Source organism: Variovorax paradoxus, from assembly GCF_030811855.1.
In the GTDB taxonomy this organism is placed as follows: Bacteria; Pseudomonadota; Gammaproteobacteria; order Burkholderiales; family Burkholderiaceae_C; genus Variovorax; species Variovorax paradoxus_L.
Map to the genome: position 1 here is coordinate 609,866 of NZ_JAUSRN010000001.1, position 16,975 is coordinate 626,840.

Below are 16,975 nucleotides of genomic sequence, written 5' to 3' on the forward strand. Positions count from 1 at the left end.
ACGATGCCAAACCGCTGTCATCGCACGACGCCTGAGCGACGCGCAGTCGCGTCAACTCTCCATGCCTGGTGGCCAGTCCTCGTAGAAGTTGCTGCCTTCGGGGATCGAATGCCCATCCATGATGTGCGCCGCCCATGCGAGTACATGCGCCACGTTCTTGGCTCCAATTGGCGTCAGTCCGCACGACTCGGCGACTTCGCTCAGCCGCGCACGGCAGACATCGAGGTGGCGCCGGACTCCTTCAGGACCGCCGAGATAGGAGTGGAATTCGTCGAGATCGATGCCCAACCCGGAGACCCCGTAGGTGCCGGCCACGCCGGCTGCTTCCTCATAGATGGTCATGATATTCCGGCCCTCCAGGGTTGCGACAGTCGTGAGGACCTCGCAGAAAGCGTCCTTCAACCCGTTGGTGATCCACAAATCCTTGTTTTCACCGATCCAGATTGGGGCGCCCATGGGTCATGCCTTTCATTGCGCCGACGGAAGGCGCCGAGGTTGTAACGGTTTCAGCGGTCCAAGATGTTCTTGGCTACGAAACGCCATCATGCCCACCAGCACGACGCCGCTTCCAAATCACGCCGTCCGCCAAGTAGTGGTGAAAGTTCAAGACCAAGTGCGCAATGAGAATGGTCGGGAGCCCCAGCCAAAGAAGACTTTCTCCGACACCGCCAGCGGCCGCGTACAAGATGGCTCCCGCGGTTGAACACGTCAGAAAAAAAATCGCTGGGGGCTTCAAAGCCTCCACTAATGACTTGCGACGTGCTAATGCATCGTCTGACTTATCCCTATTTTTTCCCGTCGTGCTTCCGGGCTGCCGCTGACGATAGACGAATATCAAGTACTGGATGTTGTGCCAAACGTTGACCACCAACCAGCCAACAGTGATGTCACTGATCCAGACATAGCCGACCAACGAAATCACCAAATGGGAGAGCACGAAGCTGTTGAAAGGATCGTCAGCCTGCCGCGCGCCCCTGGCATACCACAGGCATGCAAACCAGCACAATGCACCAACGACGGCTGCGGCCCCTGCCGCAAAGGCCAACTCCTGCGGGATGGGTGGCAACCAGATCGGGTATCCCAGAAAACTGCTGGGCGCCTGCGCACTGCGATGCAAATATCCCCACGCAGGAAACAAATAAATCAGCAAATAGGCCAGGCCTTGATAAGGCCGCTGAAGCCGACGGTGATGACGTCTTGCGATTCCATAGCTCTGGCGAGAAACATGGAACGTCTGAAGTACAAAATAAAGAGCAATCAGCCCAGTCGCTTCATATGCAAGCGCAATGATCGTCAAGCCCGCCAATATTGCGATTGGTGCGACAACGATCAGAGCCCAACGCCGGCGAATGCGCGACGAGATCGCGCCGATGCGCGTGTAAGTCGCAACCAAATGAGGATTTGCCAGCAACCATATATCGATATAGAGGATGGCCAGCATCATCGGTGCGGACCACGATGCCAACGCTCCGGCCGATAGCGCCGCGAACAGGTTGCCAAAGATGAGCCAGTGCTCCTGGCGCCGCGCAGCGCTCGTGGCGCTCCCCAACGAAAGCTGCGCGTGAACGGTCATGTCACGACCATCGGAGTCGGTTGCGGCCGCGGCGATCCGAGGGGCGCTCGTTTGGGAGGTAACGAAAACACGGAGCGAGACCTCAGATAGCGCTCGAGGTCGGTACGCATGCTTTCGTATGCCGCATTCCGCGCTGCCGTGAATCTCGACTCCAGGGTTGCACGGCTCAGGACGCCCGACAAACCCGCCGGGGGAAGTTGCTGGTACGGATCGTAATGTTCGGTGACCTCGCAGGGGTAGCAGTGGCCGTCTGCGTCGTACTGGCTGTAGATTGTCACCTTGTAGACCACGCCGCCGTCCTTGACCGGATCCACGGGAAAGCTGAAAGTCAGAGTGAGCTCGGAAGCCTTTGGAGGAGCCTCGCTTTCAACAGACAGGAAGCCAGCGCTCCGGTAAGCGCGAACAATATTTTCCTTGAGGTCGGACAAACTGAGGCCGACGAAGGAGTTGCCGAACAAGGTCTGCTCACCTCGCCATTGCCGCTTGTAGTTGAACTCGAACGAAGGGTCGAGATACTCACGCCCGGCGGACTCAATCGACGAGTACGCATTGTCGATCGCCGGCACGAGTTGCGCGCTAAGGTCGTACTGAGCCATCCACGGAAGTGTCTTCACAACTTGCGAATTTTTTATCTCGGCAAATCTCAAGAAGCATGGATTGCACTTCTTCTTGCTATCGAGCAACTCGTCGGCAGATACGAGAACGATCGGAGCGAACCGAAACTTAGGATCGGCATTGAATTTGAATTCGAAGACCGTCGACTTGTTCTTCTGCTCACCCGCGGCAACGAAAGAGAAGTCCGACTTCTGAAACGCCCTGCTCACCAGCGACCGGAATTCCGCAACACTGATATTCCGGTAGGCAGCGACTGGGAGAGCGGGCGTTCCGATCCTGTAGCTCAGATCCAGAGCACTCTGCGGCAGCTGCGGCAGGGCGAAAGCAGGCAGTTCAGCCAGCAAGAAGCATCCGCCAAGCAATGCTTTGCGAATGCCCGAAGTAAACATCATGCGTGGCTCCCTGTAAATGCGCCAGTATGTGCGTGGACTCGCCATTGGCGTTCTGATGGATGTCCGATACTGGCCGGCCCGTTGTTCACTTCGGGTCTTCTGAGGACATGGCTCGTACCTCCCATTTTCCAACCTCGACGAACATCGGGCCAGCTCTAGCGGAACGAGGCATGTCGGCTTCAACCGTCTCGGGAATGTAGTTCGTTTCAATCATAGGTATTCCGCGGATTCCGCACGTGCAATGGACACTCGTGCCTCTTGGAAACCGGCACACCGCACCAGGCCAGAGCCCTGTGCAGATTGCACAACACCTGTGCCAAAGTATTGTTTGAGTCGGAATTGTGGCGGCGAGTCCTGCGAAATCAGAGGAAGTTCGTCACGAAGCAACCGGGTTCATTGACGTCGCGAGACGGCGCAAGGACCCGGACTTAGAAGGAAGTCTTACTTGAAGAGGCTTTGCTTGAAGGGCTACGTCCACGGCGGGCAAGGCCGGGGCCAGCAAGGCACATACCCGTGCCTCGTTTTCGCATCAAGCAGCGGCCCAGCATCAGGTTTACCGAAAACGCTCACGGCGCAGGTTCAATGCGCATGACGACGATCTTGCCGTCCATCTTTCCGGCATCGAAGCGCACCTTGTCGCCGGCCTGGAACTTGTCGAGCACGCTCTCGTCGCTCACTGCAAAGACCATGGTCATGCTGGGCATGTCCAGGCTCTTCAGCGGGCCGTGCTTGATGGTGAGCTTCTTGTTGTCCTTGTCGACCTTGCGGATCTCGCCATCGGTGAGATCCGAGGCCGCGGGCTGCGCGACGGCTGGCGCGTCTGCATTGGACGATTGCGCCTCGGCAGCGCCCGCAAAGGCAAAAGCGGCCACGGCCGCCATGAATGAATAGCGAATCTTCGACATAGATGTGTCTATCCTGAAAGCTTGTCGGGTTTACTTGGCCACCGTCACGGCACCCTTCATGCCGGCGTCGTAGTGGCCGGGCTGCAGGCATGCGAAATCGACCTTGCCGGCCTTGGTGAACTGCCACACGATCTCGCCGCTCTTGCCGGCGGCCAAAGTCACCATGTTCGGATCGGCGTGTTCCATCTCGGGGTTCTTCTTCATGGCCTCGTAGTGCTCCTTGAGCTCCTTCTCGGTGCCGAGCACGAGCTCGTGTTTCAGCTGCCCCGAGTTCTTGACGACGAAGCGAACGGTCTCGCCCTGCTTCACGCGGAGGTCGGCGGGCGTGAAGCGCATGCCGTCGGTCATGTCGACGTGGATGGTTCGCATGGCTCTGGAGGCCGAGCCGGGCTTGCCGATGGCTTCGTCGCCGTCGCCATGGCCGCCGGCGTGATTGCCGGTGGCAGAGGCGGCTATGGCCGCAAAAGCGAGGAGCGCGGGGAAGGCGGTGTTGCGGAGGATGTGCTTCATGGTTTCCTTCTGAGAGTTGGAGGGAAGAGAGAAAAATGCGGATAAATGGATAAATGAACTCAGTGCCCCGCGTGGCCGCTGCCGGGCTTGCGGACCTGCACTTCGATGTTCTTGGCGGGCATGTTCTGCGCCGGCATCGCGGCCGCGCCGGCATCGCGCCGGCGCGAGGTTTCGGGCAACGAACCATCGAATTCGTAGGCCACGGTGCCCTTGGGATGCCTGAACCAGCCGGGGTTCGAATAGTCCCCGGCCTTCTGGTTCTTGCGCACCTTCACCACGCTGAACATGCCGCCCATCTCGACCGATCCGAACGGTCCTTCGCCGGTCATCATTCGCGCGGTGTTGTCGGGAATCGGCATCTCCATTTCGCCCATGTCGGCCATGCCGCGTTCGCCCATCACCATGTAGTCGGGCACCAGGTTCGTGATCTGCTTGACCATGTCCTTGTGGTCGAGGCCGATCAGCGTGGGCACGTCGTGGCCCATCGCGTTCATCGTGTGATGGCTCTTGTGGCAGTGAAAGGCCCAGTCGCCTTCCTCGTCGGCCACGAACTCCAGCTGGCGCATCTGGCCGACCGCCACGTCGGTGGTCACCTCGTAGTGGCGCGTGCTCTTGGGCGTCGGTCCGCCATCGGTGCCGGTGACGAGGAATTCATGCCCGTGCAGATGCATCGGATGGTTCGTCATCGTCAGGTTGCCGATGCGGATGCGCACCTTGTCGTTCAGCCTGACGTTGAGCGAATCGATGCCCGGAAAGATCCGGCTGTTCCATGACCACAGATTGAAGTCCAGCATCGTCATGATCTTGGGCGTGGCGCTCCCGGGCTCCACGTCGTAGGCGTTGAGCAAGAAGACGAAGTCGCGGTCCACCTTGTCGATCAGCGGATGCTCGGCCTTCGGATGCGTCACCCAGAAGCCCATCATCCCCATGGCCATCTGGGTCATCTCGTCGGCATGCGGGTGATACATGAAGGTGCCGGGCCGGCGCGCGACGAACTCGTAGACGAAGGTCTTGCCGGGCCGGATCGGCGGCTGCGTCAAGCCCGAGACGCCGTCCATGCCGTTGGGCAGGCGCTGCCCGTGCCAGTGCACACTGGTGTGCTCGGGCAGCTTGTTGGTCACGAAGATCCGCACCCTGTCGCCTTCCACCACCTCGATGGTGGGGCCGGGCGACTGGCCGTTGTAGCCCCACAGGTTGGCCTTGAAACCAGGCGCCATTTCGCGCACGACGGGCTCGGCCACCAGATGGAACTCCTTCACGCCGTTGTTCATGCGCCAGGGCAGCGTCCAGCCGTTGAGCGTGACCACGGGGTTGTAGGGCCGCCCGCTCGAAGGCACGAGCGGCGGCATGGTGTTGGGCGTGGTCTGCGTGACAGGCTCGGGCAAGGCGGCCGTCGCCACCTTGCTCACGCTCGCGGCGGCAATGGCACCAGTGATGGCACCCGCGCCGCTCAGAAAATTACGTCTGTTGGTCATGTCGTTCAAATCGTTGATGGGCACAGGCAATGCGCTCAGTGGGCGGCGCCGGCGGAGGCGGCTTCGCCACCCACGCTGGCGGTCGAAGCACCCATGGCCATGGGCTTGCCGATCACGGAGGCCGCCAGCGCGGCATCGGCCAGCCAGAACTGCTGCTGGGCATTGATGGCTTTGGTGACGCTTGCGATCTGGTCGCGCGCCTCGGCCAACAGCTCGAAGACGCCGATCAGCATGCCGTTGTAGCGAAGCAGGTTCTCGTCGGCCATGGCCTGGCGCAGCGGCACGATCTCGTCGCGGTAGTGCCGCGCGATGTCGTAGGCCGTGCGATAGGCCGAGTAGCCTTCGCGCAGCTGCGACGAGGCACCGCGCACCGCCGCGTCGTAGCGGTTGGCCGCGGCCAGCGACTGCGCGTTCAGCACATCCCGCTGCGCCGAGCCCCAGTCGAACAGCGGCAGCCGGATGTCGAGCTCGAAGCCGCGTCGCGTGCTCTTCGTGCCTTCCGCGTTGTCGAACACCGTGTCGCGCCGGCCGCCCACCTCCACGTCGATGAAGGTCGTCAGCAGATTGATGCCTTGCGACTTGCCCGCCACGTCCAGCTGCGCACGCGCCAGCTGCACGTCCAGGCGCTGCTCGGTCGCGGTGGCGGCCACTTCCTTGGGCTCACGCGGCGCCTTGGGCAGATCGGGCAGCCGATCGGGCAAGGCCAGTTTTGCGGCCTGCGCATCGTCCAGGCCCAACGCACGCACCAGCTCCTCGCGCGCGGCAGTGACGGCGTGCCGCGCGGACGCCAGCTGCGTGGTCGCGTCGGCATAGAACACCTGCTGGCGCGCCCGCTGGAGCTTGCTGAAGTTGCCGATCTGCTGCATGCGCCGCGCGAGTTCCGCGCTGGCCTGGGCCGAGCGGTTGACCTGCTCGGCGTACTGCAGCATCTGCTGCGCGGCAACGGCGCGCACCCACGCCTGCCGAACCTGCGTCACTTGGTCCACCACGGCGCCGGTGAGCTGCACCTTGGCTTCTGCGGACTGGCTGCGCGACATGGTCAAGCGCTGTGGCAGCAGGATGAGGTCGACGAGGCCGAAGGACAGCAGCCGCCCGATTTCGAGTTCGCTGCCAAGGCGCATGCGCTCGAAAGTGAAGACCGGGTTGAGCATCCGGCCCGTCTGATTGGCCGCCGCCATCTCGCCCCAGCTCTGCGCGACCAGGGCCTGCACGGCCGGACTGTTGGCCAGCGCAAGCTGCACCGCATCGCCTTGCGACAGCGGCTTGGACAGCAGCTCTTGCGACAGCGCCGCGCGGCGGTCCCGCTGCTCTTGCGTGCGGCTGAGTTCGAGCTTGCCGCCGGTGAACTGCTGTGCCTGCGCGTTCGTGTCCTTGAGGGCGTCGTCGATGCCCACCGAAGCACAGCCGGCAAGAAAGGCGGCCGCGACGGCGACAGCCGAAAGGCGCAACGCGCGCTTCATGGCTGCTCCTTCTTCTCCGGCATCGGCATCGCATGGCCCTGATGTGCGGCGGGTGCATCCGCTGCTGCGCCCTTGGACGATTCGGCGGCCGCCGGCGGCGCGCCCTCAGCAGCCTCCTTGGCGTAGGCCTGCCAGCCGCCGCGGCGGTAGACCGTTTCGTTGGCCTCCTTCCACGGAATTGGTTTTTCGTCGGCGAAGGGCCGGTAGCCCTCGAGCGCGGACTTGTAGTTCAGGACCGTCGGCGCGGGCTGCGCCGCTGCAGACAATGCCGCAAAAGCGGAAAGTAGAGCCAGCCAACCGGCCGGCGATGAATGGAACATGGCGTCCTCGCGTGTTCATGAACGAGTGCGTCGAAGCTGCCCAATGGGCATGACGCAGGCGATGCATGCGCGCTCGCGGCAGCCCATGGCCGGGCCGCACGCAGGCGCACGAACGCTTCAGGCGCGAGGAGGTTTGTCGAGAAGGCGAGGCACGGCCGTGGCCACGGTGGTGGCGGGCTCGGCCAGATCGGCGCGGGGAAGGCCCTGGAACACTGCGAGTTCCAGCGTGCTGGTCAGCGCCGTGGCATGGCAGGCGCCGCAGGTGCCGCACTTGTGCATGGAGTCGGCCCCTGCATGCGCGCTGGCGTCGGCGCTGTCGTGCGCGGGCTGCTTGGCGTCTTGCGCTGCGACTTCGTGGTGATGGCGATGATCCGCATGCCCGCCACCATGCGACGCCGCAGCGGTGGACGCTGCAGCCATCACCGCATCGCCCTGCCCCGGTCCGCAAAAGGACATGGCTGCCGCCGCGTAGGCCTGGAAAGGCACGGCAAACATCATGATCCAAAGGACGAAAAGGCGAACCCGGTGCATGTGCCCGATTGTAGATAGAGCGGTGCATCCGTCTACGCTGTGGGTCTATCCAGTCGGCGGCCGGCGCCATCGTTAGTAGGAAAGTACCGACCCCGACTGGCGGCCCCGGCCCGCGCGGGATGTCGGTGGTTGTGGCTCAGATGAAGGGTCAGTCAGGCAACGGAGGTAATCCTATGCATGCAAAAGCTCGTTTCCTCGGCCATTCCGTGCATCAGATGCTCGTGGTTTTTCCACTCGGGCTGCTGGCCACGGCGGTTGTCTTCGACTTGATCTATCTCGCGGGCCGGAGCCAGGTCATGGCGGCCGTGTCGTATTGGATGATCGCAGCCGGCTTGGTGGGCGGTGTTCTGGCCGCGCCCTTCGGCACCATCGATTGGCTGAGCATTCCGGCCGGCACGCGCGCCAAGCGCATCGGCGCCATGCACGGCGCCGGCAATGCGGTGGTGCTGCTTCTCTTCGCGTTGAGCTTCCTGCTGCGCGACCGCGACTATGCGCCGGTGCCAAGCCAGATGGTCTGGGCCTTTGCAGGAGCAGCCCTTGCGCTGGTCACGGCTTGGCTGGGCGGTGAACTGGTGGACCGGCTCGCGGTGGGCGTCGACGAGGACGCCGACTTGAACGCGCCCAGTTCGTTGCGCAAGCCGCATACGGAAACAGGCAAGTAGCTGCGTTGTCCTGCAGCAGGCCGCGCGGCAACCAAACTTGCGCGCGCGGCCTCTGCACGCTCAGAAGAACCCGAGCTTCTTCGGCGAGTAGCTCACCAGCAGGTTCTTGGTCTGCTGGTAATGGTCGAGCATCATCTTGTGCGTTTCACGTCCGATGCCCGACTCCTTGTAGCCCCCGAAGGTGGCATGCGCCGGATAGGCGTGGTAGCAGTTGGTCCACACGCGCCCGGCCTGGATCGCGCGGCCCATGCGGTAGGCGGTGCTGCCGTCGCGCGTCCACACGCCGGCGCCCAAACCGTAGGGCGTGTCGTTGGCAATCTCCAGCGCCTCGGCTTCGGTCTTGAAGGTGGCAATGGCAAGCACCGGGCCGAAGATCTCTTCCTGGAAGATGCGCATCTTGTTGTGGCCCTTGAACAGCGTCGGCTGGATGTAGTAGCCACCCGCGAGATCGCCGCCAAGCTGCGCGCGGCCGCCGCCGGTGAGGCACTGCGCACCCTCTTCCTTGCCAAGCGCGAGATAGCTCATGATCTTGTCCATCTGCACGGCCGATGCCTGGGCGCCCATCATGGTGTCGGTGTCCAGCGGGTCGCCCTGCTTGATGGCCTTGATGCGCTCCAAGGCGCGCGCCATGAACTTGTCGTAGATCGATTCCTGGATCAACGCGCGCGACGGGCAGGTGCAGACCTCGCCCTGGTTGAAGGCGAACAGCACCAGGCCTTCCACCGCCTTGTCGAAGAAGTCGTCGTCCGCATCCGCAATATCCTCGAAGAAGATGTTGGGGCTCTTGCCGCCGAGCTCCAGCGTCGCCGGGATCAGGTTGCCGGCCGCCGCCTGTGCGATGACACGGCCTGTGGCCGTGGAGCCTGTGAATGCAATCTTCGCAATGCGCTTGCTGCCCGCCAGCGCCATGCCCGCTTCGCGGCCGTAGCCGTTGACGATGTTGAGCACGCCGGGTGGCAGCAGGTCGGCCAGCAGCTCGGCCATCACCATGATGCTCACGGGCGTCGATTCGGCCGGCTTGAGCACCACGCAGTTGCCCGCGGCAATGGCGGGCGCGAGCTTCCATGCGGCCATGAGGATCGGAAAGTTCCATGGAATGATCAGCCCCACCACGCCGAGCGGTTCATGGAAGTGATAGGCGATGGTGTTCTCGTCGATCTCGCTCAGGGCGCCTTCCTGCGCACGCAGGCAGCCTGCGAAGTAGCGGAAGTGGTCGATGGTCAGCGGAATGTCGGCGTTGAGCGTCTCACGGATCGGCTTGCCGTTGTCCACCGTCTCCGCATAGGCCAGCAGCTCCAGGTTCTGCTCTAGGCGGTCGGCAATTTTCAGAAGCACGTTGGCGCGTTCCGACGGCGAGGTGCGGCCCCACTTGCCCGCGGCTGCGTGGGCGGCGTCGAGCGCGAGCTCGATGTCTTCAGGGCCCGAGCGGGCCGCACGCGTGAAGGGCTTGCCGGTGATCGGCGTGATCACGTCGAAGTACTGGCCCTTCAGCGGCGGCACGAACTTGCCGTTGATGAAGTTGTCGTAGGCCGGCTTGAAGTCGACTTTCGCGCCGGGGGTGTTGGGGCTGGCGTATCGCATGGTCTTTTCGTCTCCGTTGAGTAGGGGTGGAAGGGGACCGCGCAAACCAGATGCAGCGCAGCCCCTGGTGTGCTGCATTGCACTTGCCGTGCCACGTGGGCTTGGCCGCGATTCGCCCTGCCTGGCACGTGGACCGGGCCAGTTTCTTGCGCCATACCGCAACAGAAGCGCGTGCTGCGGCGCGCACCTGTCACGAAAAGGGACAGTGCAACACTGCACTCATGCTCAAACCTGAGACCTCGCGCCAAAGAAGATGCTGACATCGGCGCGACTGCGAAATCCTGTGCTGGATCGCGAGCCCAATTCGGTGTGAACGGGCGTGGGGTGGCTTCTATGCTTGTAGTGCACGACACCTCCTCACCTGTGGCCGCTGCGGCGCCATCCTCCCCTTCTCACTGGAGTTCCCCTCGTATGTCCCTGCAAGATTTCAAGGTCCTCACCTTCGACGTGGTCGGCACGCTGATCGACTTCGAAGGCGGCATGCTCGCCTACCTGCGCTCGGCGGTGCCCGATGCCGCCGTGAGCGACGACGACTTTCTGGCCGCCTACCGCGTTGCCCGCGCCGACGGCAACTCGGGCTGGTACCCCGACGACCTGGAGCGCTGCTGGCACGTCATCGCACCCGCACTCGGCCTGCCCGACAACGATGCGCTTGCACAAGGCCTGCGCGATTCCGTCGCGCAGTGGCCGGCGTTTCCGGATTCGGTCGAAGCATTGAAGCGGCTGAAGAAGCGCTTCAAGCTGGTGACGATGACCAACGCGCAGCATTGGGCGCTGGCGCACTTCAACAAGACGCTCGGCTCTCCCTTCGACATGCTGCTGAGCTGCGACGATGCGCTGTGCGAGAAACCCGATGCGCGCTACTTCGCCTATGCGCGCGGCCGCTTCGAAGGCGCATGGGGCTACAAGCAGGCCGACAACCTGCATGTGGCGCAAAGCCAGTACCACGACATCGGCATCTCCAAACAGCTGGGCATCGCCACCTGCTGGATCGAGCGCCGACACGCGCAGAAAGGGTCGGGCGGCACCATCGAGTCGAAGCGCACCGAACCCGACTACCACTTCCACACGCTGGCCGAGCTGGCCGACGCCGTCGAGGCGGGGCGCTGACCATGACCGGCATCACCGTTCTCCATCAGTCCGCCACCATCGGCGGCCTGCAAGACCAGGGCACGCCCGCGCGCCCGCTCACCCAGCCGCCCTGCCGCCTGCGCGGCATCGACGTCGAGCTCGCGGGTGCGGGAGGCAATGACAGCGGCATCTGGGAATGCGAGCCCGGCCGCTTCGAGCGCCAGCTGCCCAATGCCGAGGTCATGCACATCCTCGCGGGCGCCGGCACCTTCACGCCGACGGGCGAGGAGCCATTGGAAATTCGCGCGGGCGACACGCTGTTCTTTCCGGCGAATACCACTGGGGAGTGGCAGGTGCAAGAGACCGTGCGTAAGGTGTTTGTTGTGATGGCGATGTAGGTTTCTATCGTCGCGTCGTGGAATGGCGTTGCAGCGTTCGTGATCCGGTCCGTTAGCCGCGGACGGTGCACTCGGGCATCTTGACGTCAGCAGATGACTACGATGCGCGGGACATTCTTTCGATCGCTTCGAGTGCAACGAAGGCCGGGTAGGACTGCAGCGTTGGGAAGCGCCTTCGGTAGTAGCAGTCCCAGTAGCTCGTAGCCCGCCGTCTTGTGGTCGCCATAAAGTCGGGGTTCTCGCGTGCGAATGCAGAGAGCGGGTCGGGGTCGGCGTCAGAGACAGCGGCAGCAATCGCTTCCACGATCTCGATGACATATTCACCCAGAAGCTGAACGACGAATGGAACAACCCATGGCCGATCGTTGCCGATGAGCTGTCGCAGGCAATCCTCGCGAACATAGCCATTCCAATGCCTGGTGCCGAGGCAGAGCGCGAGCGTTCGAGTGTCGCCACTCGAACGCGCGATGACCGATTGAAGGTTTTGCGGTGCGTAGTAGACGCGGTATGGAACAGACAACTGCTCGCCCTGCACGAGGACGGTGAACCCGTCCGTGGATGGTGCGAGCTCCGCGTCGGGAAGCGCGAGTAGCAGCGTTGATGCGGCTGGCCACAGCACAGCGGGGAACATCGGGCGGTAAGTCATGAGCGCACTCTGATTCGAACTTCGTCGGTCGCTGACGATCGCGCCTGACTGCGAGCCGATGGCCGCGCAGGGTCCAATGCTAAGGCAAGCGCCCGCGCCGAGGGTCACGCCGTATGGTTGGGCCACCAGCGATGTGGCAGCAGTTCGTCAATGCCGCTGTGCCCAGCGCTTAGGACAGCAGTTCAATGCCTTTGCCGTCGCTGAACCGTCCGGAACCTTCAGACGCTGGGCGATCATCCAAGCATGCAGCGCCTCGGCAATCGGTCGGCCCGCCGATGCCAGGACTCGCATTTACTCTCAGTCTTTTCGCAATTGCCTGCGTTACTCACAGCACGTCTTTCCAACGAGGTCTAAGGCCCTAGCCTATTCTCCACCTCATCGGCTGGCCGAAAGCCGTCGAGGTTTCTATAGTTACTCAGCCGGTTGATCTTGGTCTGGGCTCAAAACCAACCAAGCCATAGCGCCTGCTTTCCCTTCGCCCTTAAATAGGCGGCGATCCTCGGGCGGAGCCTCCCCGAACTTCAGCCATTTCACTAGCTCCTCTTCATTAATCCTGTAACCACGTCGGTCGTCTCCGCCCAGCCCGGTATGAACTTCGAAGTCTTCGCTGTTTACGGAGGCAATCTGGAGGTAGCGAGTGCCGTCAATGGAGTAAAAAATGTAGCCCTGCTCGAAGTTGTAGATTGGCGGCGTGTCCACCGCCCAAGCCGTGTATGGTTTCTTCTGCTTCACGAAAGTTCGCATGGTCACCCCCAAGGTCCCCCAATGGTGACGCTCGATGGGATAGCTCCATTCAACAAAGAGTGCGGCCGGATCCGGTATCTGCTGCGACCTGCTCCGCTTCTTGGTGGGATTTGCTGTAGTGGGTGTTTCGCCCAATTCGGCTTCAGCCGAGGGTTTGGTCACATCGTCTAAGCGGGACGCAGGCATCAGCGATAACGCGTGCCCTGATACCTCTTGGCAGGCTGCAGCGTAGAGAGAAAGAAATGCGCTCTCGTAAAACACCATCGTTGTGCTTGCGGAGAAGCCGCTTTCTTTGTTCCTGCCGTAGAGAAGGCCAGCTTCGGTCAGCCGGGTGTAGCTCTTGATCTCTCCGCTTCCAGTGCTCGATCTGTACTCGGCCTCTTCTGCCAGGCCCATCTGGATCAAGATCGCGTAAAGCGCATTCGCGTTGAGCAAGGCGTTGATGCCCTGAAGTAATTCCTTGGCGGAAGCAGTTCTAAAATTGGAAGTCATGGGAAAAAGCAGGTGATATGAAGCCCGCCGGGCCTAGTCGCGGTAATCACGGATGAACGTCTGGTCCTACTCTGCGGCAGGCTCATGCGGGTGGCCATAGATGTCATCCGCGCAATGAAGCGGCCCAAGTATCTTCATGCACGATGAACAGCGGCACACCGGCTTCTTTGTGCTGAATGGCTTTCTCGATCTTGGTGCCGAAGCTGCCGTGCTTCCATTCCGCACTTCCAAGGCCCCCGACCACAAGGTAGTGAAGCTTCTTGCTGACGCCCGAGATAGCCCCGCCGCGTGATTCAATGGCTTGCTCACAGAGCTTGCGCGGCCCGAAAACGAAGTCACCGGTGAAGCAGAAGAGCTTGTTAGGAATCTCGATCCCTTCAAGGCGATCGATCGGCAACTCGGTCACGAAGCCAGCATCTGCAATTTCGTCCAGCTTGCCGCCGACCAGCTGACGCAAGGTCTCGGCGAGATGGCCGCGTTCTTCCTCGGTCACAAGCCCATCTGCCAGAATGCTTTCAACCTGGGCTTTGATCACCGTGCCTGGCCATGTCAGGGCGACTGTTTCGGCGCCGGTGAGCCATGACTTGAGGAATGCGATTTCGGCGTCATTGAGATGTCCGTCAGACATGATGCCTTGGACGATGCCGACCAGCGCCGCACATGAGGTGCGCATCTCGTTTCGGAAGGCACTAGCCTGGCGCTGATAGATGTTGATCACTCGATGCCCCCCGGTTCGCCAGCAGCCTTCCAGATGGCAGAGGTATCCTCAGTGAATGCAACCGCCATACCGGTCAGAGTGCATGTGCGCACGGCGCCGGCCGCAAGATTGATGGAGAGGTCCTCACCGCGTAATCCTTGCCACATGGCCAGATAGTGCAACGCTCCCACACGCTTGCCCGCTTTGATGGCTTTTCCTCCGCCCACCCATGGCAGACTTGGTAATTCACCACGCGAAGCCTGCGCGGCCAGCTCGGGAGATTCTTGCGCCTTCTCGATTCCCCTAAGCCAAGAACAGATGAGGCCTTTGTCGGGACCACCCCATCGTTCCGACCAAGACTCGCCCTGAGATGGGGCAGAGTTGAAACTGCATTCAACGATCATGCTGGCTCCGTTCGAGGGAAGATACGAGAAAACTATTCAGAATGAATCCTAGCGGTCGGCTCATACGCGATCATGTTCCGGCGCAGGTTGCCGGTTCTGCAAATCAATCAGCAGGTAGGTCTTGGTCACTGCCGAATGGCGTTGGCCACGATGAGGCGAGACGTCGCACGCGTCGCGCCGACATAGAACAATCGCATCTCCTCCAATGCGTCGTCATCTTTGTCGAGCACCTCTTGGCCGGACACCGCCTGGCGCGCACCCATTACCGCGACGACCGGGAATTCCAACCCCTTGCTGACATGAAGCGTCATCACCTTGATGGTGTCGGCGGCGGGATCGAAATCGTTCGTGCCCTTGCGCACCTTGTGCGGCAAGCGGCGGCGGTCCAGGGCCTTGGAGCACTCCTCCATGAGTGTCCGGCTTCGGCACAGCACCGCCATGTCGCCCCAGGCGTGCCCTTCGTTGTGTGCACTCGCCATCAGTTCCGCGATGCGGTCGGCCTGCGCTCGGGTGCTCGGCAGGTCGATGACGATGGGCTCCGGTCCGTCCCGGCCGCAGCTCACGGGCTGCACGAGCGGCACGCCGTCGTCGTCTTTCTCCTGAGGCCGCAAAAGCTCGGTTGCCATCGCGCTCGCCGTCTGCAGGATCTGTCGAGTGTTGCGGTAGTTGATCTTGAGAATCGTCGTGCGGCCCTGCGCCTGCACGCCGACGCTCTTGAAGCTGAAGGGCTTGCCGCGGCGTTTGTCGTAAATGCTCTGGGCATCGTCGTACAGCAGCAGCAAGCTGTTGGTGGTGGGGTCGACCATCTGGGTGACCAGCTTGAGCCACTCGGGCGCAAAGTCGTGGCCTTCGTCAACCAGCACCGCCAGGTATTGGCCTGACGGAATCATCTGGCGGTCGACGCCGTCGATGACGTTGCGCACCATCTGGTCCATCTTTGCGCCCACTGCAAGATCGTTTGGCGGCAGCGGCTGGCCGAACGCGACCAGCTGGTCCCGACACCATTTGTGAAAGTGGCGAACATGGACGCGGTCTGCCAATGCCTTGGCTTGCATGGTGGCATGCAGCTTTACCGCCAGCGGTTCGTTGTAGCAAAGCACGAGCACGGGCTTGTGGATGTCTGTCGCGGCCTTGGCTAGGTACTCGGCGCGGTAGCCCAGGATCATGGTCTTGCCGGACCCTGCCACGCCATGGATCACGCGGTGGCCGTCGCCCAGGCTGCGCGCCAGCTGTTCCTGCTGCAAGTCCATCACACGCAGGAAGTCGGGGATGGCTGCCTTGTCGTCCTCATCGTCGAAGAGTGCGCCTTGCTCGGGGACGCGCACTTCGGGAAAGAGGTTCCAACGTACGCGGTCGATCTGGGGCAGCGACAGCGTGCCGCGCATCAGCTGCGGAAACATGTCCCAAAGCCGGCTCTGGAAAGCCTCTGGCTCGGCGTCCTCAAGCATTTCATCGGAGCAGACCACACGGTTGGGCTCGATCGCGCTTCCGAGACCGGCGGCATCAAACTGCTTGCGCGTGATGCGCGTGAAGACGACGCCGTAGCTCCACGGAAAAGTCAGCATGCCCTGCCACTTGCCTTCGTGCTGGATCAGCTGCGCATCGCGCTTGAGGGCATCGACGACCTGCAACGCTTGATGCCGGGCTTGCTCGATCGGATTCGGAACGCTCTTGGGAACGCCGTCAGGCGCAATCAGCCAGTCACCGCGGCTGGCCTTCTGGATGGTGTCCAGGCGCCAGTCCTTGGTTTCCACGATCAGCAAGCCGCGCCGAGGATGCAGCACGACGAAGTCGGGGTGGGACTGCCTGGGCCCGATGGGAACGTCGAACCACAGCAGGTAGTCTTCGTCGAGTTTCTGCTGCAAGCGCTCCGCCAAGCGGCGCTCGCCGGACGTCATGCGGGCGACGCAGGTGCTCAACGCGGGAATCAAGACAGCCATTGAAATTGGGTCGCCCGCCAGTCGACGGAGACAAGTGGAAGACCACAAGCTACCGTAACAAGTCGATACGGTCAACCGCCGAAGCGACATTCAGAGGCACATCCCCGCGCACGGGCTGAAGGCTTGGCTTCAGCCGGGCAGGTCGGCTGCGGCCGGCGCGCTGCCGCGCCAGGCCACAAGATCGATCTCGATGCGGGCGCCCTTCGCCAGGCCGGTCACGCCAATGCAGGTTCGAGCGGGCCGCCTTCCTTCCGAGAAATGACCGGCGTAGACCGCGTTCATCGCCGCGTAGTCTTCGTCGAAGTGCGTGAGGTACACGCGCACCGACAGCGCATGCTCCAGGCCCAGGCCGCAACCGGCCAGCACCGTCTGGAGGTTCTTCAACACCTGGCGCGTCTGCGCCGCGATGCCTTCGGGATACGGCGTGTCCAGCGAGGTGCCGACGAACGGCATCTGCCCGGTGACGAAAACCCAACCGTCGGCTTCGACCGCGTGGCTGAACGGTGCAACCGGTTCTGGTGCACCGGTGATCATGTGAAAGATGGGAGACATCGCGGCA

Annotated in this window: 19 protein-coding genes; 3 read left to right on the plus strand and 16 right to left on the minus strand. The window is 62.3% G+C overall.

Translation table 11 applies throughout. The annotated features are described in order from the left end of the window. Nucleotides 1-51: 51 nt before the first annotated feature. The 9 genes from J2X92_RS03160 to J2X92_RS03200 form a co-directional block, all read right to left on the minus strand. Complete coding sequence (locus J2X92_RS03160) at nt 52-456, minus strand: hypothetical protein (protein WP_307573295.1); 405 nt, start codon at nt 454-456, stop codon at nt 52-54. A 73-nt stretch (nt 457-529) separates the two neighbouring features. After that, the gene (locus J2X92_RS03165) at nt 530-1,573 is read right to left on the minus strand and encodes a hypothetical protein (protein ID WP_307573296.1); all 1,044 of its coding nucleotides are present in this window, start codon (nt 1,571-1,573) and stop codon (nt 530-532) included. Continuing rightward, complete coding sequence (locus J2X92_RS03170; RefSeq protein ID WP_307573298.1) at nt 1,570-2,580, minus strand: hypothetical protein; 1,011 nt, start codon at nt 2,578-2,580, stop codon at nt 1,570-1,572. The genes J2X92_RS03165 and J2X92_RS03170 overlap by 4 nt, the downstream gene beginning before the upstream one ends. Nucleotides 2,581-3,146: 566 nt before the next feature. Next, nucleotides 3,147-3,485 carry a copper-binding protein gene (locus J2X92_RS03175; RefSeq protein WP_307573300.1) on the minus strand — a complete coding sequence of 113 codons (339 nt, stop codon included), beginning with the start codon at nt 3,483-3,485 and terminating at the stop codon, nt 3,147-3,149. A 30-nt stretch (nt 3,486-3,515) separates the two neighbouring features. Beyond that, on the minus strand, nt 3,516-3,995 hold the full coding sequence (locus J2X92_RS03180; protein ID WP_307573301.1) for a cupredoxin domain-containing protein: 480 nt from the start codon (nt 3,993-3,995) through the stop codon (nt 3,516-3,518). Nucleotides 3,996-4,054: 59 nt separating this feature from the next. Beyond that, a complete protein-coding gene (locus J2X92_RS03185) occupies nt 4,055-5,470 on the minus strand; it encodes a multicopper oxidase family protein (protein ID WP_307573303.1) in 1,416 nt (471 codons plus the stop codon). Nucleotides 5,471-5,505: 35 nt separating this feature from the next. Then, nucleotides 5,506-6,930 carry a TolC family protein gene (locus tag J2X92_RS03190; protein WP_307573304.1) on the minus strand — a complete coding sequence of 475 codons (1,425 nt, stop codon included), beginning with the start codon at nt 6,928-6,930 and terminating at the stop codon, nt 5,506-5,508. Beyond that, nucleotides 6,927-7,250 (minus strand): hypothetical protein, encoded by a 324-nt coding sequence (locus J2X92_RS03195; protein ID WP_307573306.1) that lies wholly within the window; start codon nt 7,248-7,250, stop codon nt 6,927-6,929. The genes J2X92_RS03190 and J2X92_RS03195 overlap by 4 nt, the downstream gene beginning before the upstream one ends. 117 nt (nt 7,251-7,367) lie before the next feature. After that, complete coding sequence (locus tag J2X92_RS03200; protein ID WP_307573307.1) at nt 7,368-7,781, minus strand: hypothetical protein; 414 nt, start codon at nt 7,779-7,781, stop codon at nt 7,368-7,370. 173 nt (nt 7,782-7,954) lie between these two features. Here J2X92_RS03200 and J2X92_RS03205 point away from each other — a divergent pair, with 173 nt between their 5' ends. Further along, a complete protein-coding gene (locus tag J2X92_RS03205; protein WP_307573309.1) occupies nt 7,955-8,443 on the plus strand; it encodes a DUF2231 domain-containing protein in 489 nt (162 codons plus the stop codon). A 60-nt stretch (nt 8,444-8,503) separates the two neighbouring features. Here J2X92_RS03205 and adh read toward each other — a convergent pair whose 3' ends face one another. Beyond that, the gene (adh, locus tag J2X92_RS03210; RefSeq protein WP_307573311.1) at nt 8,504-10,024 is read right to left on the minus strand and encodes an aldehyde dehydrogenase; all 1,521 of its coding nucleotides are present in this window, start codon (nt 10,022-10,024) and stop codon (nt 8,504-8,506) included. A 411-nt stretch (nt 10,025-10,435) separates the two neighbouring features. Between adh and J2X92_RS03215 the strand changes: the two genes are divergently transcribed. Further along, nucleotides 10,436-11,134 (plus strand): HAD-IA family hydrolase, encoded by a 699-nt coding sequence (locus tag J2X92_RS03215; RefSeq protein WP_307573313.1) that lies wholly within the window; start codon nt 10,436-10,438, stop codon nt 11,132-11,134. Nucleotides 11,135-11,136: 2 nt separating this feature from the next. Further along, on the plus strand, nt 11,137-11,493 hold the full coding sequence (locus J2X92_RS03220) for a cupin domain-containing protein (protein ID WP_307573315.1): 357 nt from the start codon (nt 11,137-11,139) through the stop codon (nt 11,491-11,493). Between the two features lie 97 nt (nt 11,494-11,590). Here J2X92_RS03220 and J2X92_RS03225 read toward each other — a convergent pair whose 3' ends face one another. The 6 genes from J2X92_RS03225 to J2X92_RS03250 all read right to left on the minus strand — a co-directional run bounded on the left by J2X92_RS03225 (nt 11,591) and on the right by J2X92_RS03250 (nt 16,968). Beyond that, nucleotides 11,591-12,139 (minus strand): hypothetical protein, encoded by a 549-nt coding sequence (locus tag J2X92_RS03225; RefSeq protein ID WP_307573317.1) that lies wholly within the window; start codon nt 12,137-12,139, stop codon nt 11,591-11,593. A 411-nt stretch (nt 12,140-12,550) separates the two neighbouring features. Next, complete coding sequence (locus J2X92_RS03230) at nt 12,551-13,375, minus strand: hypothetical protein (protein ID WP_307573318.1); 825 nt, start codon at nt 13,373-13,375, stop codon at nt 12,551-12,553. A gap of 103 nt (nt 13,376-13,478) precedes the next feature. Further along, nucleotides 13,479-14,093 carry a BRCT domain-containing protein gene (locus J2X92_RS03235; protein ID WP_307573320.1) on the minus strand — a complete coding sequence of 205 codons (615 nt, stop codon included), beginning with the start codon at nt 14,091-14,093 and terminating at the stop codon, nt 13,479-13,481. Beyond that, nucleotides 14,090-14,476, minus strand: a complete 387-nt coding sequence (locus tag J2X92_RS03240; protein ID WP_307573322.1) for a hypothetical protein — start codon at nt 14,474-14,476, stop codon at nt 14,090-14,092. Before J2X92_RS03240 ends, J2X92_RS03235 begins: the two co-directional genes overlap by 4 nt. Nucleotides 14,477-14,601: 125 nt before the next feature. Continuing rightward, nucleotides 14,602-16,416 carry a 3'-5' exonuclease gene (locus J2X92_RS03245; protein ID WP_307573323.1) on the minus strand — a complete coding sequence of 605 codons (1,815 nt, stop codon included), beginning with the start codon at nt 16,414-16,416 and terminating at the stop codon, nt 14,602-14,604. A 129-nt stretch (nt 16,417-16,545) separates the two neighbouring features. Continuing rightward, the gene (locus tag J2X92_RS03250; protein WP_307573324.1) at nt 16,546-16,968 is read right to left on the minus strand and encodes a RidA family protein; all 423 of its coding nucleotides are present in this window, start codon (nt 16,966-16,968) and stop codon (nt 16,546-16,548) included. Nucleotides 16,969-16,975: the final 7 nt, after the last annotated feature.

Bases quoted from the DNA above. Each gene is read 5' to 3' on its own strand.
- J2X92_RS03160 (WP_307573295.1), bottom strand. From the start codon at position 456: ATGGGCGCCCCAATCTGGATCGGTGAAAACAAGGATTTGTGGATCACC.
- J2X92_RS03165 (WP_307573296.1), bottom strand. From the start codon at position 1,573: ATGACCGTTCACGCGCAGCTTTCGTTGGGGAGCGCCACGAGCGCTGCG.
- J2X92_RS03170 (WP_307573298.1), bottom strand. From the start codon at position 2,580: ATGATGTTTACTTCGGGCATTCGCAAAGCATTGCTTGGCGGATGCTTC.
- J2X92_RS03175 (WP_307573300.1), bottom strand. From the start codon at position 3,485: ATGTCGAAGATTCGCTATTCATTCATGGCGGCCGTGGCCGCTTTTGCC.
- J2X92_RS03180 (WP_307573301.1), bottom strand. From the start codon at position 3,995: ATGAAGCACATCCTCCGCAACACCGCCTTCCCCGCGCTCCTCGCTTTT.
- J2X92_RS03185 (WP_307573303.1), bottom strand. From the start codon at position 5,470: ATGACCAACAGACGTAATTTTCTGAGCGGCGCGGGTGCCATCACTGGT.
- J2X92_RS03190 (WP_307573304.1), bottom strand. From the start codon at position 6,930: ATGAAGCGCGCGTTGCGCCTTTCGGCTGTCGCCGTCGCGGCCGCCTTT.
- J2X92_RS03195 (WP_307573306.1), bottom strand. From the start codon at position 7,250: ATGTTCCATTCATCGCCGGCCGGTTGGCTGGCTCTACTTTCCGCTTTT.
- J2X92_RS03200 (WP_307573307.1), bottom strand. From the start codon at position 7,781: ATGCACCGGGTTCGCCTTTTCGTCCTTTGGATCATGATGTTTGCCGTG.
- J2X92_RS03205 (WP_307573309.1), top strand. From the start codon at position 7,955: ATGCATGCAAAAGCTCGTTTCCTCGGCCATTCCGTGCATCAGATGCTC.
- adh (WP_307573311.1), bottom strand. From the start codon at position 10,024: ATGCGATACGCCAGCCCCAACACCCCCGGCGCGAAAGTCGACTTCAAG.
- J2X92_RS03215 (WP_307573313.1), top strand. From the start codon at position 10,436: ATGTCCCTGCAAGATTTCAAGGTCCTCACCTTCGACGTGGTCGGCACG.
- J2X92_RS03220 (WP_307573315.1), top strand. From the start codon at position 11,137: ATGACCGGCATCACCGTTCTCCATCAGTCCGCCACCATCGGCGGCCTG.
- J2X92_RS03225 (WP_307573317.1), bottom strand. From the start codon at position 12,139: ATGACTTACCGCCCGATGTTCCCCGCTGTGCTGTGGCCAGCCGCATCA.
- J2X92_RS03230 (WP_307573318.1), bottom strand. From the start codon at position 13,375: ATGACTTCCAATTTTAGAACTGCTTCCGCCAAGGAATTACTTCAGGGC.
- J2X92_RS03240 (WP_307573322.1), bottom strand. From the start codon at position 14,476: ATGATCGTTGAATGCAGTTTCAACTCTGCCCCATCTCAGGGCGAGTCT.
- J2X92_RS03245 (WP_307573323.1), bottom strand. From the start codon at position 16,416: ATGGCTGTCTTGATTCCCGCGTTGAGCACCTGCGTCGCCCGCATGACG.
- J2X92_RS03250 (WP_307573324.1), bottom strand. From the start codon at position 16,968: ATGTCTCCCATCTTTCACATGATCACCGGTGCACCAGAACCGGTTGCA.